This window comes from Nocardioides sp. Root140, from assembly GCF_001426745.1.
Lineage (GTDB): Bacteria > Actinomycetota > Actinomycetes > Propionibacteriales > Nocardioidaceae > Nocardioides.
In genome coordinates this window covers 1054187-1075229 of the sequence record NZ_LMFI01000010.1, presented here as the reverse complement: position 1 = coordinate 1075229, position 21043 = coordinate 1054187, and the positions used below count along the sequence as shown (strand labels likewise).

Here is a 21043-nt window from a genome sequence, read left to right as displayed (position 1 = left end):
GGATGGTCGGCATGGACACCGTCGCAGTTGGTATCACCGTGGGCACCGGCCCGGTTTCGTTCGAAGAGCTCGTCGCCGTCACCCGCGACGGCGCCGCGGTCACCCTCGGCGAGGACGCGCAGGCCGCGATCAACCAGGCCCGCGAGGTGATCGAGGAGCTGGCCGCCGGCGAGACCCCGACGTACGGCATCTCGACAGGGTTCGGCGCCCTGGCCACCCGCCACGTCCCCACCGAGATGCGGGCCCAGCTGCAGAAGTCGCTCGTGCGCTCGCACGCCGCGGGCTCCGGCCCCGAGGTCGAGCGCGAGGTGACCCGCGGGCTGATGCTGCTCCGGCTCTCGACCCTGGCCACCGGGCACACCGGCATCCGCCTCGAGACCGCGCAGCTGATGGCCGACCTGCTCACCCACGGCATCACCCCGGTCGTGCACGAGTACGGCTCCCTCGGCTGCTCCGGCGACCTGGCACCGCTGAGCCACTGCGCACTCGCGCTGATGGGCGAGGGCGAGGTCCGCGACGCCGCCGGCACCCTGATGCCCGCCGCCGACGCGCTCGCCGCCGCCGGGCTGAAGCCGGTCGAGCTGGCGGCCAAGGAGGGCCTCGCGCTGATCAACGGCACCGACGGCATGCTCGGCATGCTGGTGATGGCGATCGCCGATCTGCGCATGCTCCTGCGTACGGCGGACATCGCGGCCGCCATGTCCGTCGAGGGCCAGCTCGGCACCGACCGGGTCTTCGCCCCCGAGCTGCAGGCGATCCGCCCGCACCCCGGGCAGGCGCTGTCGGCGGCCAACCTGACCTCGCTGATGGCCGAGTCCGGCATCGTCGCCTCGCACCGCGGCTCCCCAGAAGATGGGACACAGTGCAACCGGGTTCAGGACGCCTACTCGCTGCGCTGCTCGCCGCAGGTGCACGGCGCGGCCCGTGACACCGTCGAGTACGCCGCGCAGGTGGCCGGCCGCGAGCTGGCCAGTGCCGTCGACAACCCCGTCGTGCTCGCGGCCAGCGACGGCCAGGGCGCGAGGGTCGAGTCCAACGGGAACTTCCACGGTGCCCCGGTCGCCTACGTGCTCGACTTCCTGGCGATCATCGCCGCCGACGTCGCCTCGATCAGCGAACGCCGTACCGACCGGTTCCTCGACAAGGCGCGCAACCACGGGCTGAACCCGTTCCTGGCCGACGACCCGGGCGTCGACAGCGGCCACATGATCGCGCAGTACACCCAGGCCGCGATCGTCTCCGAGCTCAAGCGCCTGGCCAACCCGGCATCGGTCGACTCCATCCCGTCGAGCGCCATGCAGGAGGACCACGTCTCCATGGGCTGGTCGGCCGCCCGCAAGCTGCGCCGATCCGTCGACGGGCTCACCCGGGTCGTCGCCATCGAGGTGCTCACCGCCGCCCGTGCGCTCGACATGCGGGCCCCGCTCGAACCGTCGCCGGCCACCGGTGCCGTCGTACGACTCCTCCGCGACGCGGGGGTGCAGGGCCCCGGCCCCGACCGCCATCTTTCGCCCGAGATCGAGACCGCCGTCTCGCTCGTCCAGTCCGGAGCGGTGCTGGCCGCCGCCGAATCAGTGATCGGAGAACTCAAGTGACTGAGCAGAACCCGCGCCTGCCGATCCACGCGCCGCACGGCACCGAGCTGACCGCGAAGTCGTGGCAGACCGAAGCCCCGCTGCGGATGCTGATGAACAACCTCGACCCCGAGAACGCCGAGCGCCCCGAGGACCTCGTGGTCTACGGCGGCACCGGCAAGGCGGCCCGCAACTGGGAGGCGTACGACGCCCTGGTGCGCACGCTGCGCACCCTCGAGGACGACGAGACGATGCTCGTCCAGAGCGGCAAGCCGGTCGGCGTCATGCGCACCCACGAGTGGGCGCCGCGGGTGCTGATCGCCAACTCCAACCTGGTCGGCGACTGGGCCAACTGGGAGGAGTTCCGTCGACTCGAGGACCTCGGGCTGACGATGTACGGCCAGATGACCGCGGGCTCGTGGATCTACATCGGCACCCAGGGCATCCTGCAGGGCACGTTCGAGACCTTCGCCGCGGTGGCGGACAAGATCTCGACGAGCTCGATCGCCGGAGAGGGCGGCACGCTGGCCGGGACCATCACGCTGACCGCCGGACTCGGCGGCATGGGTGGCGCGCAGCCGCTGGCGGTCACCATGAACGACGGCGTCGCGATCTGCATCGAGTGCGACCAGTCCCGCATCACCCGCCGCATCGAGCACCGCTTCCTCGACGTGCAGGCCCGCGACCTCGACCACGCCCTGGAGCTGGCCGTCGAGGCCCGCGACGCCCGCAAGCCGCTGTCGATCGGCGTGCTCGGCAACGCGGCCGAGCTGCTGCCCCGGCTGCTCGAGCAGGGCGCCCCCATCGACATCGTCACCGACCAGACCTCCGCCCACGACCCGCTGTTCTACCTTCCGGTGGGTGTGCCGTTCGAGGAGTGGCAGGCCCGGCGCGAGGCAGACCCCGAGGGCTTCACCAAGGAGGCCCAGGCCTCGATGGCCACGCACGTGCGGGCGATGGTGGAGTTCCAGGACGCCGGTGCCGAGGTCTTCGACTACGGCAACTCGATCCGCGACGAGGCCCGCAAGGGCGGCTACGACCGGGCGTTCGAGTTCCCAGGCTTCGTGCCGGCCTACATCCGCCCGCTGTTCTGCGAGGGCAAGGGCCCGTTCCGCTGGGCCGCACTCTCCGGCGACCCGGCCGACATCGCGGCCACCGACCGGGCGATCAAGGAGCTCTTCCCGGCCGACGAGAAGCCGGAGTACGCCCGCCTGCACAAGTGGATCGACATGGCCGGCGAGCGGGTCGCGTTCCAGGGCCTGCCCGCCCGCATCTGCTGGCTCGGGTACGGCGACCGCCACCGCGCCGGCCTGAAGTTCAACGAGATGGTCGCCTCCGGCGAGCTCAAGGCGCCGATCGTGATCGGACGCGACCACCTCGACTGCGGCTCCGTCGCCTCGCCCTACCGGGAAACCGAGGCGATGAAGGACGGCTCCGACGCGATCGCCGACTGGGCGCTGCTCAACGCACTGGTCAACACCGCGTCCGGCGCGAGCTGGGTCTCGATCCACCACGGTGGCGGCGTCGGCATGGGCCGTTCGATCCACGCCGGGCAGGTCTGCGTCGCCGACGGCACCGACCTGGCCGCGCAGAAGATCGAGCGGGTGCTGACCAACGACCCCGGCATGGGCGTGATCCGCCACGTCGACGCCGGCTACGAGCTGGCCGCCGAGGTCGCGGCCGAACGCGACGTACGCATCCCGATGCAGGAGTCCTGACCGCTTCCAGAAACACTGCCAGCACTGCTGGCAGGATGACGGGATGAGTGAGTCCCGGGAGGTCGTGGCAGCGGTCGCCGACCTCGTCGCCGACGTACGCCGGCCGGTGCTGGTCGGCATCGACGGCCCGGACGGCTCCGGCAAGACGCACTTCGCCCGGGCACTGGTCGACGAGCTCGCGGCTCGCGGCCGGCCCGTGGCGCGCTCGTCGGTCGACCACTTCCACCACCCCCGCGAGCACCGCCACGCGCTCGGGCGGACGCCGGAAGCGGTGTGGGGCCGGCACTTCGACTACCGCGCGATGCACCGCGAGCTGCTCGACCCGTGGCGTGCCGGCGCGGGGTCGACGTACACCCCGGTCTGGCACGACGTCGACACCGATGCGTACGTCGAGCCGCAGCCGGCCAGCGTTCCTGCGCAGGGGATCCTCGTGGTCGACGGGGTATTCCTGCAGCGTCCCGAGCTGGTGGGCCGGTGGGACCTCGCGGTCTACCTCGACGTGCCGCCCGAGGTGACGGTGGCCCGGATGTCGGAGCGTGACGGCACGCCGGCCGACCTCGCGCACCCGGACCAGCAGCGCTACCTGCGCGCCCAGGAGATCTACCGCGAGACGTGCGATCCGGTCGGGCTGGCCGACGTCGTGATCGACAACGCCGACTGGGAGAAGCCCGCGTTGCGCGGGGTCGGTGCCGCCGAAGTGTGGCGTCGCGAGGGCGCCGAGATCGTCCGCGAGGTCAGGCTGCCCGCCGACGACCTCGCACGCGCAGTGGCGATCGACCGGCTCGCCGACGACGGGTCGTAGGTCAGCCCCTGCGCCACCAGCGTCGTCGACCCTCGTCCGTCTCGCGTTGACGGGCCGCGGCAGCTTCGCGCTTCGCCGTACGACGAGTGCGCCACGCCTCCACCTCGGCCTCGACGTCACGCAGGGCCGTGACCACCGGGGGGCCACCCTCGAGCTGCCGGCGGGCGTTGACGATGCGGCGGTTGAAGTCCTCGAGCGTCGAGCGGACCTGCTTCTCGCCGGCCTGCTTGTCGAGCACGGACTCGAGCTCGAGGTCTTCCTTGCGCAGCGCCAGGGCGGGCGGCAGGATGCTGATCTTCTCGCGCTCGACCAGCTTCTTGAGCCACCAGTCGGGGTCGTGGTGCTCGCCGAGGTCGTCGATCGGCTTGCCCGCGCCGGGCAGGTCGTCGAACTCGCCGCGCTCCATCGCCTGCTTGACCTGCAGGTCGACCCACAGGTGCGGTTGGCGCATGCGGGCAGCCGCGGCGGCACTGCCCTCAGGCGTACTTCTCTCGGGTCGGTCCTCGGGCTGGTTCTCACTCGCGGACACGTCGCCACCTCCTCGTCGACGGGAGCTCCGGCTCCAGACTACGTGGGTTTGGGGCGCGACCGAGGGGGCAAGAGGTGCGTGCTGCGCAACCCCGGTGGCCTCTCGGGCGTCACCGGGGCAGCGCGTGGCCCCGGTTCCGCGTCCTCAGCACGACACCGACCACGATGCGCACCAGCAGCGTCGCGGCCGCGACGATCACCAGCGTCCACAGGCTGGTCCAGAGCGACGACGCCAACGTGTCCCACACCGCGCCGAGCAGGTCCTCGTCCGGCGAGCGTTCGACGACCCGGTCGCGCGCGACGGACAGTACGGCGGCGAGCAGCAACAGCGTGATGATCGACCCGACGGCCAGGCGGCCGAGCGTCGCCAGGCGGCGGCGCGCGGTCAGCAGCAGCACGATCACCAGCACCACCCAGGCGATCGGCAGCCAGTAGCCGAGCCGGTCGATCGCGACGTAGCCGCTGCGGAACTTCTCCAGGTCGGAGGTCTTCATGACGTTGATGAACGTCGCGCCCGCCACCCGCGGCGTCGGGATGCCCGACCGGTCGAGGTCGCGCTCGAGGTAGGTGACCAGCGGCTCGAGGTCGATGGTGACGTAGCTGCCCGAGGTGTCGACGTTGCTGTTGTCGTTCTCCAGGACGGCGATCGCCTGCTGGTGCACGGTGCGGTTGGCGCTGGCCCAGACGGTGCGGAAGCGCCTGTCGGAGGTGACCTGCTTGATCACCCGGTTGACCTGGGTGGTCTGCTGGCCAGCCGCGGGAGTTCGCGCCATCGCCCGGACGGCTGCGATCTCGAGCTCGCGGCGTACGCCGGCCAGCACGTGCGGGTCCTCGGCCAGCGGCGTCACCGTCTCGACGTACTCGTCGGTGTCGGTGACCACCGCTGCGGTCCAGCTGCTCACCAGGGCGAGGGGGAGCAGCAGTGCGGCGATCAGGACCAGCAGGAAGGTGAGCGGGCCGGGAAGGCGAGGGACGTGGGTCCGGCGTCGTTCATCGGTCACTCTGGCTCCTGGGGCTCCTTGGGGATGACGAAGAGCGCCAGTGCCGCGATCAGGGCGGCTGCGGCGCACACCGACCATACGGTGAGGTAGCCGCCGAGCGCGGCATGCCCCTCCTCAGGCCCTTCGAGGGATCCGGTCGCCGAGAGCGCGATCGCGAAGACCGCCGAAGCGATGGCCCCGCCGACAGTCTTGGTGGCATTCGTCATGCCGGTGGCGAAGCCGGTGCGCTCGGGTGGTGCGGCCGCCGCGGCCGCAGCGGGCAGCGCCGCCACGAGTGCGCCGGAGCCGATGCCGGCCACCGCCATGTTGATCAGCGCCTGTGCGGTGGAGTCGTGGAACGGCAGGAACAGGGCGTAGCCGAGGGCCACCAGCAGGCAGCCGACGATCATCGCGCCGCGGGCACCCACCACGCGCGCCACGAGCGGCAGGGTGAGCGCGCCGATCACCAGTGCGACGACGTACAACCCGATCAGGGTGGACACGAAGCCGGCGTCGGCGCGGAGGCCGTAGCCGGCCTCCGCGGGTTCGGTGCGGGCGAACGTCGACAGCGGGATCTGCGCGCCGAGCACCGACATGCCGAACAGGAACGCGGTGAGCTGGATCGGCCACTGGTCCGGCCGGGCGAAGAGGCGTACGTCGATCAACGGCTCGGACTGGCCTGCCTCGTAGCGGATGAACGGCACGAGACTCAGTGCACCGAGAACGATCAGGCCCCACGCGAGCAGGCTGTCGACGCCCTGGAGGCGGACCACGATCAGGCCGCCCATCACCAGCCCGAGGGTGAGTGTGATCAGGCCGAGGCCGGGCAGGTCGACGCCGCCGGACGAGACGCCGCGGACGTCCTCGATGCCGAACCAGATCACGAAGAAGCACGCGGTGACCACGATCGCCGGCAGCGACAGCAGGAACGTCATGGACGTCGCCTCGACCAGTGCGCCGCTGGTCAGCGCGCCGATGATCACGCCGGTCTCGAGCGCCGCGACGAGGAACGCCGCGGCCCGACGGGTGAGCACCGTCTGCTGGCCCGACGCGGCGGTGCGGCGGTGGATGATCGCGACCTCGAGCGGCAACCACACGACGTACGCGCCCTGGAGCGCCCAGCCGATCAGGAACGTGGTGAACGACGGCGAGAAAGCGAGCATCCACGAGCCGAACGCGGTCACCGCGGTCGAGATGAGCAGCACGTTGCGGTGGCCGATCAGGTCGCCCAGGCGGGCCAGCAGCGGTACGACGAGGGCGGAGAGGATCAGCTGGGCGGCCTCGAACCAGTTGACGTCGGCGTCACGGATGCCGAGGTGGTCGGCGATGTCACTGAAGATCGGCGTGTAGTAGCCCTGCAGCACGCCGCTGGCCAGCTCGACGCAGACCAGGAAGCCGACGATCGCCCACAGCCCGGGGACGACCGGGCCCTTCTGCTGCGCCGGTGCCATCGGCTGCGTCATCGGATTCCCTTGACCAGGCGCCGGTAGAAGCCGACACCCTCGAGGTAGTCGTCCACCCCGATGCGTTCGTCGTAGCTGTGGATCGACTCGCGTTGCGCCTTGGTCATCCGGAACGGCGCGAACCGATAGACCCGCGGGCAGATCGCGGTGAAGAAGCGGGAGTCTGTCGCGCCCATCATCACGTACGGCGTCGCGACCGCGTCGGGGAACGTGGTCGCGATGGTGGCCTCGAGCAGCCGGAACGCGTCGTCGTCGGTCGGGGAGAGCGGGCTCGGCTCGTTGCTCTCGACGATGTCGACCTTGACCCGTTTGTCGTTGACCACCGTGCGGATCCGGTCGACCACCCCGGCCACGGTGTCGCCGACCATGATCCGCACGTTGATGCCTGCGGTGGCCCGCGAGGCGATCACGTTGTTGGCCGGCGATCCGCTCAGCGTGGTGACCACGGTCGTCGTACGCGTCATGGCGGCGGACTCGGGGCCGGCCGCCACCAGTGCCCGGGCCAGCGCGGGCCTGAGCCGGTCGACGTTGCGGGCGATCGGCCGCAGGGGCAGCGGCAGGTGCGCCGCCAGGCGTCGGAACATCTCCACCGTGGGCTCGGGCACCGAGCTGGGGAACGGGCTCTGGTCGAGCCGGAGGATGGCCCGGGCCAGACGGGCCGTGGTGTCCATCCTCGTCGGCATGCTGGCGTGCCCGCCGCGGCCCTCGACGGTGAGCCGGACGTTGGTGATGCCCTTCTCGGTGACGCCGATGACGGCCAGTGGCTTCGAGACACCTGGGAAGGCGTCGTAGGCGACGGCGCCGCCCTCGTCGAGCACGAACCACGGCTCGACGCCACGTTCGGTGAGGATGCGGACCGCCTCGGGGGCGGCCTTGCCCATCACCTCCTCGTCGCAGCCGAAGCTGAGCCAGACGTCCTGCGCGGGCGTGAATCCCTGCCCCAGCAGGGATTCGACCGCCTCGCAGATGCCGGCCAGGCAGCCCTTGTCGTCGAGGGTGCCCCGGCCCCAGAGCACGCCGTCGTGGATCTCGGCGCCGAATGCCGGGTGCTGCCAGGTGTCGGACTCCTCGACGGGGACGACGTCGATGTGCGCCATGAGTACGACGGGCCTGGCGTCGCTGGCGCCTCGCCAGTGGAAGAGCAGGCCGTGGTCGAGCACGACGGTCCTGTCGAGTTTCGCGTGCAGCAGGGGGAAGCTCTCGGCCAGCTGCCGGGCGAACTCCTCGAACGCCGTCGTGTCGGTGCGCGCGCGGTCGGCGTACGACACCGTCGGTATGCGGATCAGTGCCTGGAGCCGCCCGATCGGCGTGCTGGGGTCTCCCATGGCGCGACCCTATGCGCTACCAGCCGTTGCGGTGCACGACTTCGTCCACTGCCCTTCGCCTGCGCCGCGAGGGCGATCCCTTCGAGCCGGTGTCGGGGAGCCGGTGGCCGACGGTGATCGCGCCGATCGGCTTGAACTCCGGCGGTACGCCGAACTCGTCGCGGAACGACTGCGTGCACCCGTCGGGGATGCCGAAGAAGCACGCACCGAGGCCCTCGTCGACCGCGGTCTGCAGGATCAGCATGGCCGCCATGCCGGTGTCGATGTGCCAGTAGGGCACCGGCCAGCGCTGGTGGGAGGACTCCTTGTCCTCCTCGGCGTAGCGGGTCAGGTAGGCGTCCTTGTGGGACAGCGGCACGATCACCACCGGCGCCGTGCGCATGCCGTCCAGCCAGTCGTTGCTCGCGCCCTCGTCGGGGCTGGTGGCGCGCCAGAACCGCGCCACCGACTCGGGGGTGTCCAGACGCAGGAACGCCCAGCCCTGGGTGAATCCGGCGCTCGGTGCGCGGGTGGCGTGCTCGAGCATCCGGTCCAGCACGGCCGGGTCGACCGGGCGGTCGTCGTACCGCCGAACCATGCGCCGTCGTCGGACGACCTCACTGAACTCCATGGGCGGGAGCATCCCACGTCTCGGATCCGAGACGCGTCGCGGGCGGGCCGCGTTGACCCGGGGACCCGCGACCGGTGGACTGTCGGGGTGACCTTCGAGCAGCTGTGGCGTGACCTCGACCCGATCGGACGCTCGGCGAGCAGCGGCGGCTACTTCCGACAACCCTTCGGATCCGCAGAGCGCGAGTGCCACGCCTGGTTCCTCGAGCAGTGTGCGACCCGCGGGCTCGAGGTCGAGTCCGACGGCAACGGCAACACGATCGGCTGGTGGCGCGCCGCGTCGGCGGGGGGTCCGGGCGTCCTCACCGGCTCCCACCTCGACTCCGTGCTCGACGGCGGGGCGTACGACGGTCCGCTGGGCGTGGTCTCGTCGTTCGCGGCGATCGATCACCTGCGCGACCGTGGCTTCGTGCCCGCGCGTCCCATCGGCATCGGCGCCTTCGTCGAGGAGGAGGGCTCACGCTTCGGGCTCGCCTGTCTCGGCTCGCGCCTGATGACCGGTGCCACCACTCCCGAGCAGGCCCGGGAGCTGCGTGACCGCGCCGGCGTCCCGTTGCTCGACGCGATGTCGGCGGCCGGTCTGGAGCCCGAGCTCGGCACCGGTCACCTGCTCGAGAACGTCGGGGTCTTCGTCGAGCTGCACGTCGAGCAGGGCCGCGACCTCGTCGACCGTGGCGCGGCCGTGGGTGTGGCCAGCGAGATCTGGCCCCACGGGCGCTACCGCTTCGACTTCACCGGCGAGGCCAACCACGCCGGCACCACCCGCATGGAGGACCGGCACGACCCGATGCTGACCTACGCGATGACCGCCCTGGCGGCCAACAAGCAGGCCAGGCTGTCGGGGGAGCGGGCCACGTTCGGCCGCATCGAGGCCGTCCCCAACGGCACCAACGCCGTGCCCTCGAGGGTCACCGCCTGGCTCGACGCGCGCTGCGCCACCGACGACTCGTTGGCGGCGCTGATGGCCGAGATCGAGCGGATGGGCCACGACCGGGCCGGACTCGACGGCACAGTGCTGGCGGTGACCGCGGAGTCGGTCTCCGGGGCGGTGCACTTCGACGACGACCTGGCCAGGCGGCTCGCGACCGGCCACGCTGTCGGTGACTGGCCGATCATCCCGACCCAGGCCGGCCACGACGCCGGCGTCCTCTCCGCCGCGGGCATCCCGACCGCGATGCTCTTCGTCCGCAACCCCACCGGGGTCTCCCACTCGCCTGCCGAGTTCGCCGAGACCGCCGACTGCCTGGTCGGCGTCGAGGCACTCGCCACGACGCTGGAAAGACTGGCTGGAGAGGGTGCGGCCGGGTGAGCACGTCCTACCTGCTGGAGAAGGCACTGGTCGGCGATCGGGTCGAGGACGACGTCGTCGTGACGGTCGAGGACGGCCGCTTCGTCGACGTACTCCCCCGGCACACGGGCGACGGGGACGCGCGGCCGATCCGGCTGGCCGGGCTGAGCCTCCCGGGGCTGGCGAACTGCCACTCACACGCGTTCCACCGGGCCCTGCGCGGCCACACGCAGGGCAGTCACACGCGGGGCGGCCTGGGCAGCTTCTGGACCTGGCGCGAGCAGATGTACGCCGTCGCCGAGCGCCTGACCCCGGAGACGTACTACGAACTGGCCCGGGCCACCTACCGCGAGATGCTCGCCGCGGGCATCACCGCGGTGGGTGAGTTCCACTACCTGCACCACCAGCCCGACGGCACGGCGTACGCCGACCCGAACGAGATGGGCCACGCGCTGATCGCCGCGGCGAGGGACGCCGGGATCCGGATCGCGCTGCTCGACACGTGCTACCTCGCGTCCGGTATCGGCAAGGAGCCCGAGGGCGTGCAGGTGCGCTACTCCGACGGTGACGCGGACCGCTGGGCGGAGCGTGTGGACGCACTGAAGGGCGATGACTCGACCGTCATCGGTGCCGCGATCCACTCCGTGCGCGCCGTCCCGAAGGACCAGATCCCGACCGTTTCCCACCAAGCACGAGGCAAACCCCTCCACGTGCACCTCAGCGAGCAGGTCGCCGAGAACGAGCAGTGCCTGGCCGCCCACGGTTGCACGCCGACCGAGCTGCTCGAGGGTGCCGGCGCCCTGGGCGAGATGACCAGCGCGGTCCACGCCACCCACCTCACCGACCACGACCTGGCCCTGCTCGGCGGGTCACAGGCCCGCGCCTGCTTCTGCCCGACCACCGAACGGGACCTCGGCGACGGCGTCGGACCGGCCCGCGCCCTGGCCGACCACGGCGCCCGGCTGACCCTCGGGTCCGACAGCCACGCGGTGATCGACCCGTTCGAGGAGATGCGCGCGGTCGAGCTCGACGAGCGCCTGGCCACCCAGAAGCGCGGCCACTGGACGGCGATCGACCTGCTGCACGCCGCCACCCACGAGGGCCACGCCAGCCTGGGCTTCCCCGACGCCGGCCGCATCGCGGTCGGGCAGCGCGCCGACCTGGTCACCCTCGACCTGACCAGCCCGCGCACCGCCGGCACCGGCGCCGGCCCCGAGACGGCGGTCTTCGCAGCCGTCGCCGAGGACGTCCGCTCGGTGATGGTCGACGGCGTGCTCCACGAGACCGCAGCCACCCGTCACGAGATCGGCCACGAACTGCAGGCCGCGATCGAAGGAGTCCGATGAGCAGTCCGATGAGCACCCTGGTCACCAACATCGGCGAGCTGGTCACCTGGCAGCACGACCGGCCCACCCTCGACCGGGCGGCGATGGTCGTCGAGCACGGCAAGGTGGCCTGGGTGGGCCCGGCGATCGACGCACCGGAAGCCGACGCGACGTACGACGTCGGCGGCCGGGCCGTCATCCCGGGCTTCGTCGACAGCCACAGCCACCTCGTCTTCGCCGGCGACCGGGCCAAGGAGTTCACCGCGCGGATGGCCGGCGAGGCCTACGCCGCCGGCGGCATCCGTACGACGGTGCGTGCGACGCGCGCCGCCACCGACGAACAGCTCACCTCCCACGTGGGCCGGCTGGTGCAGGAGATGCGCCGGCAGGGCACCACCACCCTCGAGATCAAGAGCGGCTACGGACTCAGCGTCCTCGACGAGGCCAGGTCGCTGGCCGTCGCGCGACAGTTCACCGACGAGACCACGTTCCTCGGCGCCCACGTCGTGCCCGACGGCACCACTCCCGAGGAGTACGTCGACCTGGTCACCGGCCCGATGCTGGCCGCGGCGGCACCACACGCCAGATGGGTCGACGTGTTCTGCGAGACCGGCGCCTTCGACGCCGACCAGGCCCGCACCGTCCTCGGGGCCGGGATCGCCGCCGGACTGCGGGGCCGCATGCACGCCAACCAGCTCGGAGAGGGCCCCGGCGTGCAGCTCGCCTGCGAGCTCGGGCTCACCGCGGTCGACCACTGCACCTACCTCAGTCGCGCCGACGTCGACGCGCTGGCCCAGAGCGGCACGATCGCCACCCTGCTCCCCGGGGTCGAGTTCTCCACGAAGCACCCGTTCCCCGATGCGCGTGCCCTGCTGGCGGCCGGGGTGTCGATCGCGATCGCCACCGACTGCAACCCCGGGTCGTGCTTCACCAGCTCCATGCCGTTCTGCATCGCCCTCGCCGTACGCGAGATGGGGCTGACCCCGACTCAGGCGCTCGACGCCGCCACGCGCGGTGGAGCCGGGGCCCTGGCCCGCGACGACGTCGGCACGCTGACGGTCGGGAGCCGGGCCGACTTCGCCGTCCTCGACGCCCCGAACCACCTGCACCTGGCCTACCGGCCCGGCGTACCACTTGTGCAGGAGACATGGGTGGCGGGTCGGCGAATCTGACCCCCCGGATCTGAGGCACCCAGGAGCCCACCTAGGGCTCACGCCCCATGTGGTGGCCTACCTCAGGCGCGCAGTCTCTGTGGCATGGACACGAACAGCATCTACTACGCCAACGCCGAGATCGACTACCGCAACAACCGGAACCGTGAGCTGTGGAAGCCCGTCCGCCGTCGTCGCAAGCTGCGCGACGCGGACCGAATCCCTTCAGTACGCCGCCCACTGGACGACGACATCGCGAGTTGAGCACCGTGCGGGTGAAACCCGCGAGCGAAACCACCCACGAACCCGGCATCATGGGGGACGTGGCGTCTCTCGGAACTCAACAGGCCCTCGTCGGACGCGACACCGAACTCGCTGAGCTCAGCGAAATGCTCGGAGTCCGTCCGCCGAGGGTCGAGGCGCGCCAGAACGCCCAGCCCACTGCCCAGTCCAATGCCCAACCGAATGTCGTGCTCCTGGCCGGTGACGCCGGGGTCGGCAAGACCCGCCTGCTGACCGAGCTGCGCGACGTCGCCTTCGCCGAGGGCTGGCAGGTCGTCGCCGGCCACTGCCTCGACTTCGGCGACAGCGCCCTGCCCTACCTCCCGTTCTCCGAGGTGATGGGCCGCCTGGCCACCGACCTGCCCGACGTGGTCGACACCGTCGCCGGCATGCACCCGGGCCTCGGCCGCCTCCAACCCGGCCGCCGCATGCTCAGCGGCGACGCCGGAGAGGGCTCGGTCGACCGCTCCGACATCTTCGAGGCCGTGCACGCCCTGCTCGAGGCCGCCGCCGCGAAGGCCCCGACGCTGCTGGTGATCGAAGACGCCCACTGGGCCGACCAGTCCACCCGCGACCTGATCAGCTTCCTGTGCAGCCGGCCCTTCCTCGAGCCGGTCGCGATGGTGGTCAGCTACCGCGCCGAAGACCTGCACCGCCGCCACCCCCTGCGTGCCCAGGTTGCCGAGTGGTCCCGCATCCGCGGCGTCGAGCGCCTCATGCTCAGCCCCCTCGGCCCGGCAGCCGTGCGCGAGCTGATCCGCGAGCTGCACCCCGACACCCTCACCGAGTCCGGTGTCTCCGACATCGTCGACCGCGCCGAGGGCAACGCCTTCTTCGTCGAGGAGCTGGTCGGCGCGACCTGGGCCTCCCGTGTCCCCGAGGACCTCGCCGACCTGCTGCTGGTCCGGCTCGACCGGCTCGACGACGTCGGCCGCCAGGTGGTGCGCGCCATCTCCGTCGCCGGACGCCGGGTCTCCCACCGCCTCCTCGTCGAGGCCAGTGGCGTGTCCGAGGGCGACCTCGACCGCGCCCTGCGCTCCGCGGTCGACTCCCACGTCCTGGTCACCTCGCGCGACGACGCCTACGCCTTCCGCCACGCCCTGCTGGCCGAGGCGATCTACGACGACCTGCTCCCCGGCGAACGGGTCCGGCTGCACGCGTCGTACGCCGGGGCCCTGCGCGACGGTCGCGCCGGCGGTACGGCGGCCGAGCTCGCGCACCACGCCCGGGCGGCCCGCGACTTCGCCACCGCACTTGATGCCAGCATCCGTGCCGGTGACGAGGCGATGGCCGTCGGTGGGCCTCAAGAGGCCTCGCGTCACTACGAGCACGCCCTCGAGATCGCCAGCGACCCGAAGCTCGCCGCCGACATCGACGTGACCGACCTGGTGGTCAAGGCCAGCGACGCCCTGCTCGCCGTCGGCCAGCCCCACCGCGGGCTGACGTTGCTCGAGCGACACCTGGCCTCCCTGTCCGACGACACCGACCCCGAGGCGCTGGCCCACCTGCACCTGGCCGCTGCCCAGACCGCCCAGCTGTTCGACAACGACGCCAACTGGGAGGCGCATGCCGAGCAGGGCTATGCCCTCATCCCCACCGAGCCGACTCGCGGACGGGCCAAGCTGCTGGCCATCTTCGCCCGGGTGATGCTCGGCAGCGACACCAAGGAGCGCGCCCGCGAGGCCGCGATGGAGGCGCTCGCGCTCTCCGAGACGCACAGCCTGTCGAAGACCGCGGCCGACGTGACGGTGACCATGGTCGGCCTCGACAAACGAGTGCCGATGGAAGAGCTCGAGGTCGCCCTCGAGGACGCCGTACGCCGCGGCCTCGAGACCGGTGCGATCAACTCCGAGCTGCGCGCCCTCTATCTGCTCGGCCGCGCCTATCAGGACCGTGGCCGGTTCACCGAGGCCTGCGAGGCGTTCGCCCGGGGCACCGCACGGGCCAAGGAGGCCGGCGTGCCGTGGGCGCCGTACGCCTTCGACTGCCGGTTCCAGCACGCCCAGATCGCCTACGTGGTCGGCATGTGGGAGTCGGTGCTCGCGCTCACCGACATGACCGGGCAGTCGCCGCCGACGATGGCCGAGGACATGCTGGTCGCGCTGCGGCTGGCCGTCCTCACCGCCCGCGGTGGGGCGCACGCGACCGAGCTGCGCAGGCTGCGCAAGCACTGGGCGCGCGACGGGGTGCTGGCGATCATCTCGGCGCCGGTCGAGATCGAGGCGCTCGGACGGGCCGCCAAGCCGCAGGCCGTGGTCGACACCCACGACCTGGTCATCGACACGCTCACCCCCAACTGGCCCGAGCTCTTCCAGGCCCGGGTGCGCTTGTCCACGGTCACCATCGCCGCCCTCTCGGCGTCGGTGCCGGTGATGAGCACCGACGAACGGGCGACGTACGCCGCCACCGCCGAGAAGCTGCTCGCCGTCGGGCACCGCGTCCTCGACGCGGCCGCGGAGTCCGCGGTGCTGTGGGGTCCCGAGGGGCGGGCCTGGGGCAAACGGCTCGACGCCGAGATCCTGCGTTTCCGCTGGCTGGCCGGCATCGACACCCCGCCGGTCGACGACCTCATCGAGATCTGGCGCGAGACGGTGATCCTCTTCGAGGACTTCGGGCACGCCCTCGAGCTGGCCTGGGCGCGCACCCACCTGGCGTCGGTGCTGCGGGCGTCGGGTGACGTGGCCGGAGCCCGCGAGCTGGCCGACCTGGCCCGCGAGTCCGCGCAGACGCTCGGCGCCAAACCTGTCCTCGACGCGTTGAAGTCGCTCGGCACCACGCCGGTGCGGGCCGAGTCGGCGGCCTCGACCACGCTGACCCCCCGCGAGACCGAGATCCTGACCCTGGTCGCGGTCGGGCGCACCAACGGCGAGATCGCCAAGCAGCTGTTCATCAGTGTGAAGACGGTCAGCGTCCACGTGTCCAACATCCTCGGCAAGCTCGGCGCGTCCGGGCGCACCGAGGCCGCGGCGATCGGGCGCAGACGCGGGCTCATCCGGGACTGATCCTGGGCTCTTCCGGGACTGATCGCCGGGGGCTGACGGGTGCTGGCAGACTGCGGGGTGTCCACCACCACCGTCAGGAGCCGGGTTTGACCACAGCCGCGCGTCGGGCACCCACGTGGGCGGTCATCACGGTGCTCTCGCTGGCCGGCATGCTCGCCGCGCTGCAGCAGACCCTGGTCGTCCCGCTCACCCCCGAGATCCCGCAGATCCTGGACGTCTCCGAGGCGAACGCCTCGTGGATGGTGACGATCACGCTGCTCACGGGCGCGGTGGCCACCCCGATCGTCTCCAGGCTGGCCGACATGTTCGGCAAGAAGCGGATGATCCTGACCGCGCTGGTCTGCATGGTGCTGGGCTCGCTCATGCTGGCCATCGGCACGGTGTTCCTGACCGCCCTGATCGGCCGGGCGCTGCAGGGCTTCGCCGCGGCGATGATCCCGGTCGGCATCAGCATCATGCGCGACGAGCTGCCGCCCGCCCGGGTCGGCTTCGGTGTCGCGCTGATGAGCGCCACCCTCGGCATCGGCAGTGCGCTCGGGCTCCCGTTGTCCGGCGTACTCTTCGAGCACTTCGGCTGGCACTCGCTGTTCTGGGTGTCGGCGTCGTTCGGGGTGCTGGTCACGGCCGGCGTCTACCTGCTCGTCGACGAGTCCGACGTCCGTTCTCCGGGGCGCTTCGACTACCGCGGCGCCGTCCTCCTCTCGGTCGCGCTCACCTCGTTCCTGCTCGCGGTCACCAACGGCGGACAGTGGGGCTGGACCAGCCCCGAAGTGCTCGGCTGCCTCGCGTTGTCCGCCGTCGTGATGGCGGGCTGGTTCCCCTACGAGCTGCGGGTCGGCGAGCCCCTGGTCGACCTGCGTACGTCGGCACGCAAGCCGGTGCTGCTGACCAACGTCGCGTCGGTGCTGATCGCCTTCTCGATGTACGTCAACATGCTGCTCACCGTGCAGCAGCTCGAGCTGCCCAAGGCCACCGGCTACGGCTTCGGCCTCGACGTCAGTGCCGCCGGGCTGGCGATGGTGCCCTCGGGACTCGTGATGGTGCTGCTGTCCCCGGTCTCCGGCATCCTGCTCGCCCGGTACGGCGGGCGCAGCACCATGTTCCTCGGCTCCGCGATCATGGCCAGCGGCTACGTGTTCCGCATCTTCGTGCACGAGTCGGTGCTCCAGATCATCATCGGGGCGACGCTCGTCGGCATCGGCACGGCGTTCGCCTTCGCGGCCATGCCGACGCTGATCATGGCCTCGGTGCCGATCACCGAGACCGCCTCCGCGAACGGCCTCAACTCGCTGATGCGGGCGGTCGGCGGGTCGACGTCCAGTGCCGTGCTCGCCGCGATCCTGACCTCGATGACGGTCGGCTTCGCCGGGCGGCAGATTCCCGCCGAGCACGCGTTCACGCTGATGTTCTGGCTCTCCGTGCTGGCCTGCTTCGTCGCCTGCCTGGTCATCCTCCGCATCCCGGTGCCCTCGACGGTGGCTGCCGGACGCGAGGGCGTCCCGGCGGTGGCGGTCGCCGGAGACCGCAGCGAGACCGTCGTGCGCGGCCGGATCCTGCCCGGCGGCGACGTGCCCCGCCAGACTCACACCATCGTCACGGTCACCCGCATGGACGGCCGGCCGGTCGACTGGGCCCGCTGCGACAACGAAGGCCGCTTCTCGGTGGCGCTGCCCGGCGCCGGGCAGTACCTCCTGATCGGCAACGCCGGTGGCTGGGCGCCGCAGGCACAGGTGCTCGACTTCCGTGGTGGCTCGCTGCAGCACGACGTCGCGCTGGAGCGACAGCTGACTCTGTCGGGCACGGTCACCGACGGTGGCGCGGTCGTCCCCGGAGCCCTGGTCACGCTGCACCAGGGCGGCGGCGACTTCGTGCTCTCCGACCACGCCGACGACGAGGGCGAGTTCACCGTGCCCTTGCCGCTGGCGGGCATCTACATCGTCAGCGCGGCCGGGGCCGACTCGGGCAGGGCCGCCTCCCGCAAGCTCACCGTCGGCGCCAAGTCAGAGGTCATCGACATCGACCTTGCCATGGAGATCAGGGCCGACGCGTGAGGCTCCTTCTCACCGGCGACTCGATCACGGCGGCCGGCCGCGACCTCACCGACCCGACCGACCTCGGCACCGGGTACGTCGCCCGCGTCGCCGCGGCCCTGCCCGCTCACGAGGTGCTGAACACCGGCATCAACGGCCACCGGGTCCCTGACCTGCAGCAGCGCTGGGGGCGCGACGTGCTCGCGCACGCCCCGGACGTCGTCTCCGTCATGGTCGGCGTCAACGACATGTGGCGCCGCTACACCCGTCAGGAGCCGACGCCGGTGTCCCGGTTCGAGACCGGATATCGCGACCTGCTGGTCCGCACCCGCGCTGCCGGCGTCGAGCGCATCATCGTGCTCGAGCCGTTCCTGCTGCCGGTGCGCGACGAGCAGTGGTCGTGGCGGGCCGACCTCGACGAGAAGATCGCCATGGTGCGCCGACTGGCGCAGGAGTTCGACGCGGACCTGGTGGCCACCGACGGGCCGATGGCGCAGGCCGCGTCGTCGGACGGGGCTCGCGCGCTGGTCAGCGACGGCGTGCACCCGACGCCCCAAGGGTTCGACGTGCTCGCCGACTGCTGGCTCGGGGTGTTCGGCGCATGACGGACCCCGCGAACGCCTCCTCCGACCGGTTCCGGTGCTCGGTCGGTGCACTCGACGAGCAGTTGGCCGGATCGGCGGCCGTCGACGCGGCGTACCTCCTGGTCGAGCAGACCGGCCCCTGGGGCAACAAGGCCCTCGCCGAGAGCGGCCTGCCCGAGCACGTGCGGACAGGTCTCGCCGAGACCGCCGCCGAGGCCGGCGTACGCGTCCAGCTGATCAGGCGGCACGGTCGCTCCTCGACGACCGAGGCCTTCCGGGTGTACCTCGGGTACGCCGCACCGGGTCGCGCGTGGCTCGAGACCACCGTGTTCGAGGTGGCCGACGACCTGCTCGACCTCGATCTCGACGGGCTCGCCGAGGGCCGGTCGTCGGGCCTCGAACCAGTCGAGCACCCGCTGCTCCTGGTCTGCACCAACGGACGCCGCGACGCGTGCTGCGCGGAGTTCGGCCGGCCCGTCGTGGCCGCGTTGAGTGCCGAGCACCCCCAGGAGACCTGGGAGACCACGCACCTGGGCGGGCACCGGTTCGCCGGCGCCATGCTCACCCTGCCGCACGGCATCTCCTACGGTCGCCTCGACGTCGAGTCGGCCGAACGGGTGGCCTCGGAGACTCTCGCCGGCCGCCTCGTGCCGTCGCTCATGCGCGGCCGGACGGCCTACGACCCGCCGGTGCAGGCCGCGGAGATCGCCCTCCTGGAGGCCCTCGGGGAGACCCGGGTCGACGGTCTCGAGCTGGTCGAGGTCAGCCCGCCGGCCCAGGCGAGCTCGGCGCGGGCCACGACCAGCAGCGTGGTGTTCCGGCACCGTGTCGCCGGATCGACGACCCTGCACCGGGTGACCGTGACCGAGACCCCGGGCGATCCGGTGCGGGCGAGCTGTGCCGATGCGAAGACGAAGCCCACGAAGGCGTTCCGGGTCGAGATCGGGCGCTTGTAGCAACGCGCTTGTAGCATCCAAGGATGGCTCTCACCGACCAGCAGGTGTCCAGGCTGACCGACGAGCGACTGGCGCGCACCACGCTCCGCTCCGGCAGTCGCAGGAAGTTCCGCCGCGACGAGCTGCCGCCCAGCCTGCCGTGGCCGGCTCTCGCGCAGAGTGTCGGCCTGCTCCGCTTCCGGCACCGGTTCGTGCCCTGGATGCACCGCAAGTTCGGTGACGTCTTCACGGTGCGGTTGATCCCGGGGAGCCAGCCACTGGTGCTCTTCGCGCGGCCCGAGGCGGCCCGCGAGATCTTCGCCGGGAACCCGGAGTTCTTCCATGCCGGCAAGGGAAACGCGGTGCTCGGCCCGATCATGGGGGACCACTCGCTGCTGCTGGTCGACGGTGCCGACCACAAGCGGGCCCGCAAGCTGTTGATGCCGGCGTTCAATGGTGCCGCGCTCCACTCCTACGAGTCACTGGTCGCCGACGTCGCACGCGACGAGGTCTCGACCTGGCGTGACGGCGAGACCTTCCGCTCCCTCGACCGGATGAACGCCCTCACGCTCGAGGTGATCCTGCGGGTGGTCTTCGGCGTCACCGACGGCGAACGGCTCGACGCGATGCGCCCCCGGGTGAACCAGATCGTCAACATCAGCCCGGTGATCCTGCTCGGCTGGGGATGGCCGAGGCTGCAGAAGTACGGGCCGTGGAAGGCGCAGGTCGAGAACCAACGTGCCCTCGACCGGCTGCTCTACACCGAGATCGCCGAACGACGCGAAGCACCCGACCTGGCCGAGCGCACCGACGTGCTGTCAAGGCTGATCCGCATCGATGACGCGGGCGACCGGCTCAGCGACGAGGAGCTGCGCGACCAGCTGGTCACACTGCTGCTCGCCGGCCACGAGACCACTGCGACCGCCCTGGCCTGGGCGCTCCACGAAGTCGGTCGCGACCCGCAGCTGCTGGACCGCACCCGCACCGCTGCCCGTGAGGGCGACACCACCTGGTTGGAGGCGGTGCTGAAGGAGTCGATGCGCCTGCACCCGGTGATCCCGATGGTGGTCCGGACGTTGATGAGGCCGGCCACGATCGGCGGGGTCGACCTTCCTGCGGGCGTCACGGTCGGGCCGTCGATCATCCTGGCCCACGCCCGCGAGGAGAACCACGCCGAGGCCGGCCGCTTCCACCCGGACCGCTTCCTCGAACCGCACGGCAACCGGGTCGGCCCGGCGGCCAACACCTGGATCCCGTTCGGTGGAGGCGTACGGCGCTGCATCGGCGCCGGGTTCTCGTTGATGGAGGGCGTGGCGGTGCTGCGTGAGGTGTTCGCGGCGTTCGACGTGGAGGCGGTGGGCGAGGACGAACCGAAGGTCCGCAACATCACCAGCGTGCCCCGCGAGGGCGCGACGATCAGGGTGACCGCGACCGGGCGGTGAGCTGG

General features: G+C 71.5%; 17 protein-coding genes. 12 read left to right on the top strand and 5 right to left on the bottom strand.

Translation table 11 applies throughout. The features are described from left to right. The first annotated feature begins 11 nt into the window (after nt 1-11). The 3 genes from hutH to ASD30_RS15475 are packed head-to-tail and all read left to right on the top strand — an operon-like array spanning nt 12 to nt 4094. Nucleotides 12-1595: a histidine ammonia-lyase gene (gene hutH / locus ASD30_RS15485; protein WP_056685082.1), complete on the top strand. Its 1584-nt coding sequence runs from the start codon at nt 12-14 to the stop codon at nt 1593-1595. Further along, a complete protein-coding gene (gene hutU / locus ASD30_RS15480; protein WP_056683182.1) occupies nt 1592-3292 on the top strand; it encodes a urocanate hydratase in 1701 nt (566 codons plus the stop codon). The genes hutH and hutU overlap by 4 nt, the downstream gene beginning before the upstream one ends. Nucleotides 3293-3335: 43 nt before the next feature. Then, nucleotides 3336-4094: an AAA family ATPase gene (locus tag ASD30_RS15475; RefSeq protein ID WP_056683179.1), complete on the top strand. Its 759-nt coding sequence runs from the start codon at nt 3336-3338 to the stop codon at nt 4092-4094. 1 nt (nt 4095) lies between these two features. Here the strand turns inward: ASD30_RS15475 and ASD30_RS15470 are convergent, their stop codons facing one another. The 5 genes from ASD30_RS15470 to ASD30_RS15450 all read right to left on the bottom strand — a co-directional run bounded on the left by ASD30_RS15470 (nt 4096) and on the right by ASD30_RS15450 (nt 9000). Further along, on the bottom strand, nt 4096-4623 hold the full coding sequence (locus tag ASD30_RS15470) for a J-domain-containing protein (protein WP_056683177.1): 528 nt from the start codon (nt 4621-4623) through the stop codon (nt 4096-4098). A 109-nt stretch (nt 4624-4732) separates the two neighbouring features. Then, nucleotides 4733-5623, bottom strand: a complete 891-nt coding sequence (locus ASD30_RS15465) for a hypothetical protein (protein WP_056683174.1) — start codon at nt 5621-5623, stop codon at nt 4733-4735. Further along, a complete protein-coding gene (locus ASD30_RS15460) occupies nt 5620-7065 on the bottom strand; it encodes an MFS transporter (RefSeq protein WP_056683169.1) in 1446 nt (481 codons plus the stop codon). Before ASD30_RS15460 ends, ASD30_RS15465 begins: the two co-directional genes overlap by 4 nt. After that, nucleotides 7062-8390, bottom strand: a complete 1329-nt coding sequence (locus ASD30_RS15455) for a M20/M25/M40 family metallo-hydrolase (RefSeq protein WP_056683166.1) — start codon at nt 8388-8390, stop codon at nt 7062-7064. Before ASD30_RS15455 ends, ASD30_RS15460 begins: the two co-directional genes overlap by 4 nt. Nucleotides 8391-8406: 16 nt before the next feature. Next, nucleotides 8407-9000 carry a nitroreductase family protein gene (locus ASD30_RS15450; RefSeq protein WP_056683163.1) on the bottom strand — a complete coding sequence of 198 codons (594 nt, stop codon included), beginning with the start codon at nt 8998-9000 and terminating at the stop codon, nt 8407-8409. An 87-nt stretch (nt 9001-9087) separates the two neighbouring features. Here ASD30_RS15450 and ASD30_RS15445 point away from each other — a divergent pair, with 87 nt between their 5' ends. The 9 genes from ASD30_RS15445 (at nt 9088) to ASD30_RS15410 (ending at nt 21038) form a co-directional block, all read left to right on the top strand. Further along, on the top strand, nt 9088-10308 hold the full coding sequence (locus ASD30_RS15445; RefSeq protein ID WP_056683160.1) for an allantoate amidohydrolase: 1221 nt from the start codon (nt 9088-9090) through the stop codon (nt 10306-10308). Beyond that, nucleotides 10305-11633 (top strand): formimidoylglutamate deiminase, encoded by a 1329-nt coding sequence (locus ASD30_RS15440; protein ID WP_056683156.1) that lies wholly within the window; start codon nt 10305-10307, stop codon nt 11631-11633. Before ASD30_RS15445 ends, ASD30_RS15440 begins: the two co-directional genes overlap by 4 nt. 8 nt (nt 11634-11641) lie before the next feature. Next, nucleotides 11642-12784 carry an imidazolonepropionase gene (gene hutI / locus ASD30_RS15435; RefSeq protein ID WP_056685079.1) on the top strand — a complete coding sequence of 381 codons (1143 nt, stop codon included), beginning with the start codon at nt 11642-11644 and terminating at the stop codon, nt 12782-12784. 84 nt (nt 12785-12868) lie between these two features. After that, complete coding sequence (locus ASD30_RS26655) at nt 12869-13027, top strand: hypothetical protein (protein WP_156388729.1); 159 nt, start codon at nt 12869-12871, stop codon at nt 13025-13027. 59 nt (nt 13028-13086) lie between these two features. Further along, the gene (locus tag ASD30_RS27850) at nt 13087-16047 is read left to right on the top strand and encodes a helix-turn-helix transcriptional regulator (protein ID WP_162250981.1); all 2961 of its coding nucleotides are present in this window, start codon (nt 13087-13089) and stop codon (nt 16045-16047) included. An 86-nt stretch (nt 16048-16133) separates the two neighbouring features. Next, nucleotides 16134-18098 carry an MFS transporter gene (locus tag ASD30_RS15425; protein ID WP_200950080.1) on the top strand — a complete coding sequence of 655 codons (1965 nt, stop codon included), beginning with the start codon at nt 16134-16136 and terminating at the stop codon, nt 18096-18098. Continuing rightward, nucleotides 18095-18682: an SGNH/GDSL hydrolase family protein gene (locus ASD30_RS15420; RefSeq protein WP_056683151.1), complete on the top strand. Its 588-nt coding sequence runs from the start codon at nt 18095-18097 to the stop codon at nt 18680-18682. The genes ASD30_RS15425 and ASD30_RS15420 overlap by 4 nt, the downstream gene beginning before the upstream one ends. Continuing rightward, nucleotides 18679-19617, top strand: coding sequence for a sucrase ferredoxin (locus ASD30_RS15415; protein WP_056683149.1), 939 nt, complete (start codon nt 18679-18681; stop codon nt 19615-19617). The genes ASD30_RS15420 and ASD30_RS15415 overlap by 4 nt, the downstream gene beginning before the upstream one ends. A gap of 23 nt (nt 19618-19640) precedes the next feature. Further along, nucleotides 19641-21038 carry a cytochrome P450 gene (locus ASD30_RS15410; RefSeq protein ID WP_082563861.1) on the top strand — a complete coding sequence of 466 codons (1398 nt, stop codon included), beginning with the start codon at nt 19641-19643 and terminating at the stop codon, nt 21036-21038. The last annotated feature ends 5 nt before the right edge of the window (nt 21039-21043 follow it).

Coding starts and splice junctions, on each gene's coding strand:
- hutI (WP_056685079.1), top strand. CDS start 11,642: ATGAGCACCCTGGTCACCAACATCGGCGAGCTGGTCACCTGGCAGCAC.
- hutH (WP_056685082.1), top strand. CDS start 12: ATGGACACCGTCGCAGTTGGTATCACCGTGGGCACCGGCCCGGTTTCG.
- ASD30_RS15410 (WP_082563861.1), top strand. CDS start 19,641: ATGGCTCTCACCGACCAGCAGGTGTCCAGGCTGACCGACGAGCGACTG.
- ASD30_RS15450 (WP_056683163.1), bottom strand. CDS start 9,000: ATGGAGTTCAGTGAGGTCGTCCGACGACGGCGCATGGTTCGGCGGTAC.
- ASD30_RS15415 (WP_056683149.1), top strand. CDS start 18,679: ATGACGGACCCCGCGAACGCCTCCTCCGACCGGTTCCGGTGCTCGGTC.
- ASD30_RS15455 (WP_056683166.1), bottom strand. CDS start 8,390: ATGGGAGACCCCAGCACGCCGATCGGGCGGCTCCAGGCACTGATCCGC.
- ASD30_RS15460 (WP_056683169.1), bottom strand. CDS start 7,065: ATGACGCAGCCGATGGCACCGGCGCAGCAGAAGGGCCCGGTCGTCCCC.
- ASD30_RS26655 (WP_156388729.1), top strand. CDS start 12,869: ATGGACACGAACAGCATCTACTACGCCAACGCCGAGATCGACTACCGC.
- ASD30_RS15475 (WP_056683179.1), top strand. CDS start 3,336: ATGAGTGAGTCCCGGGAGGTCGTGGCAGCGGTCGCCGACCTCGTCGCC.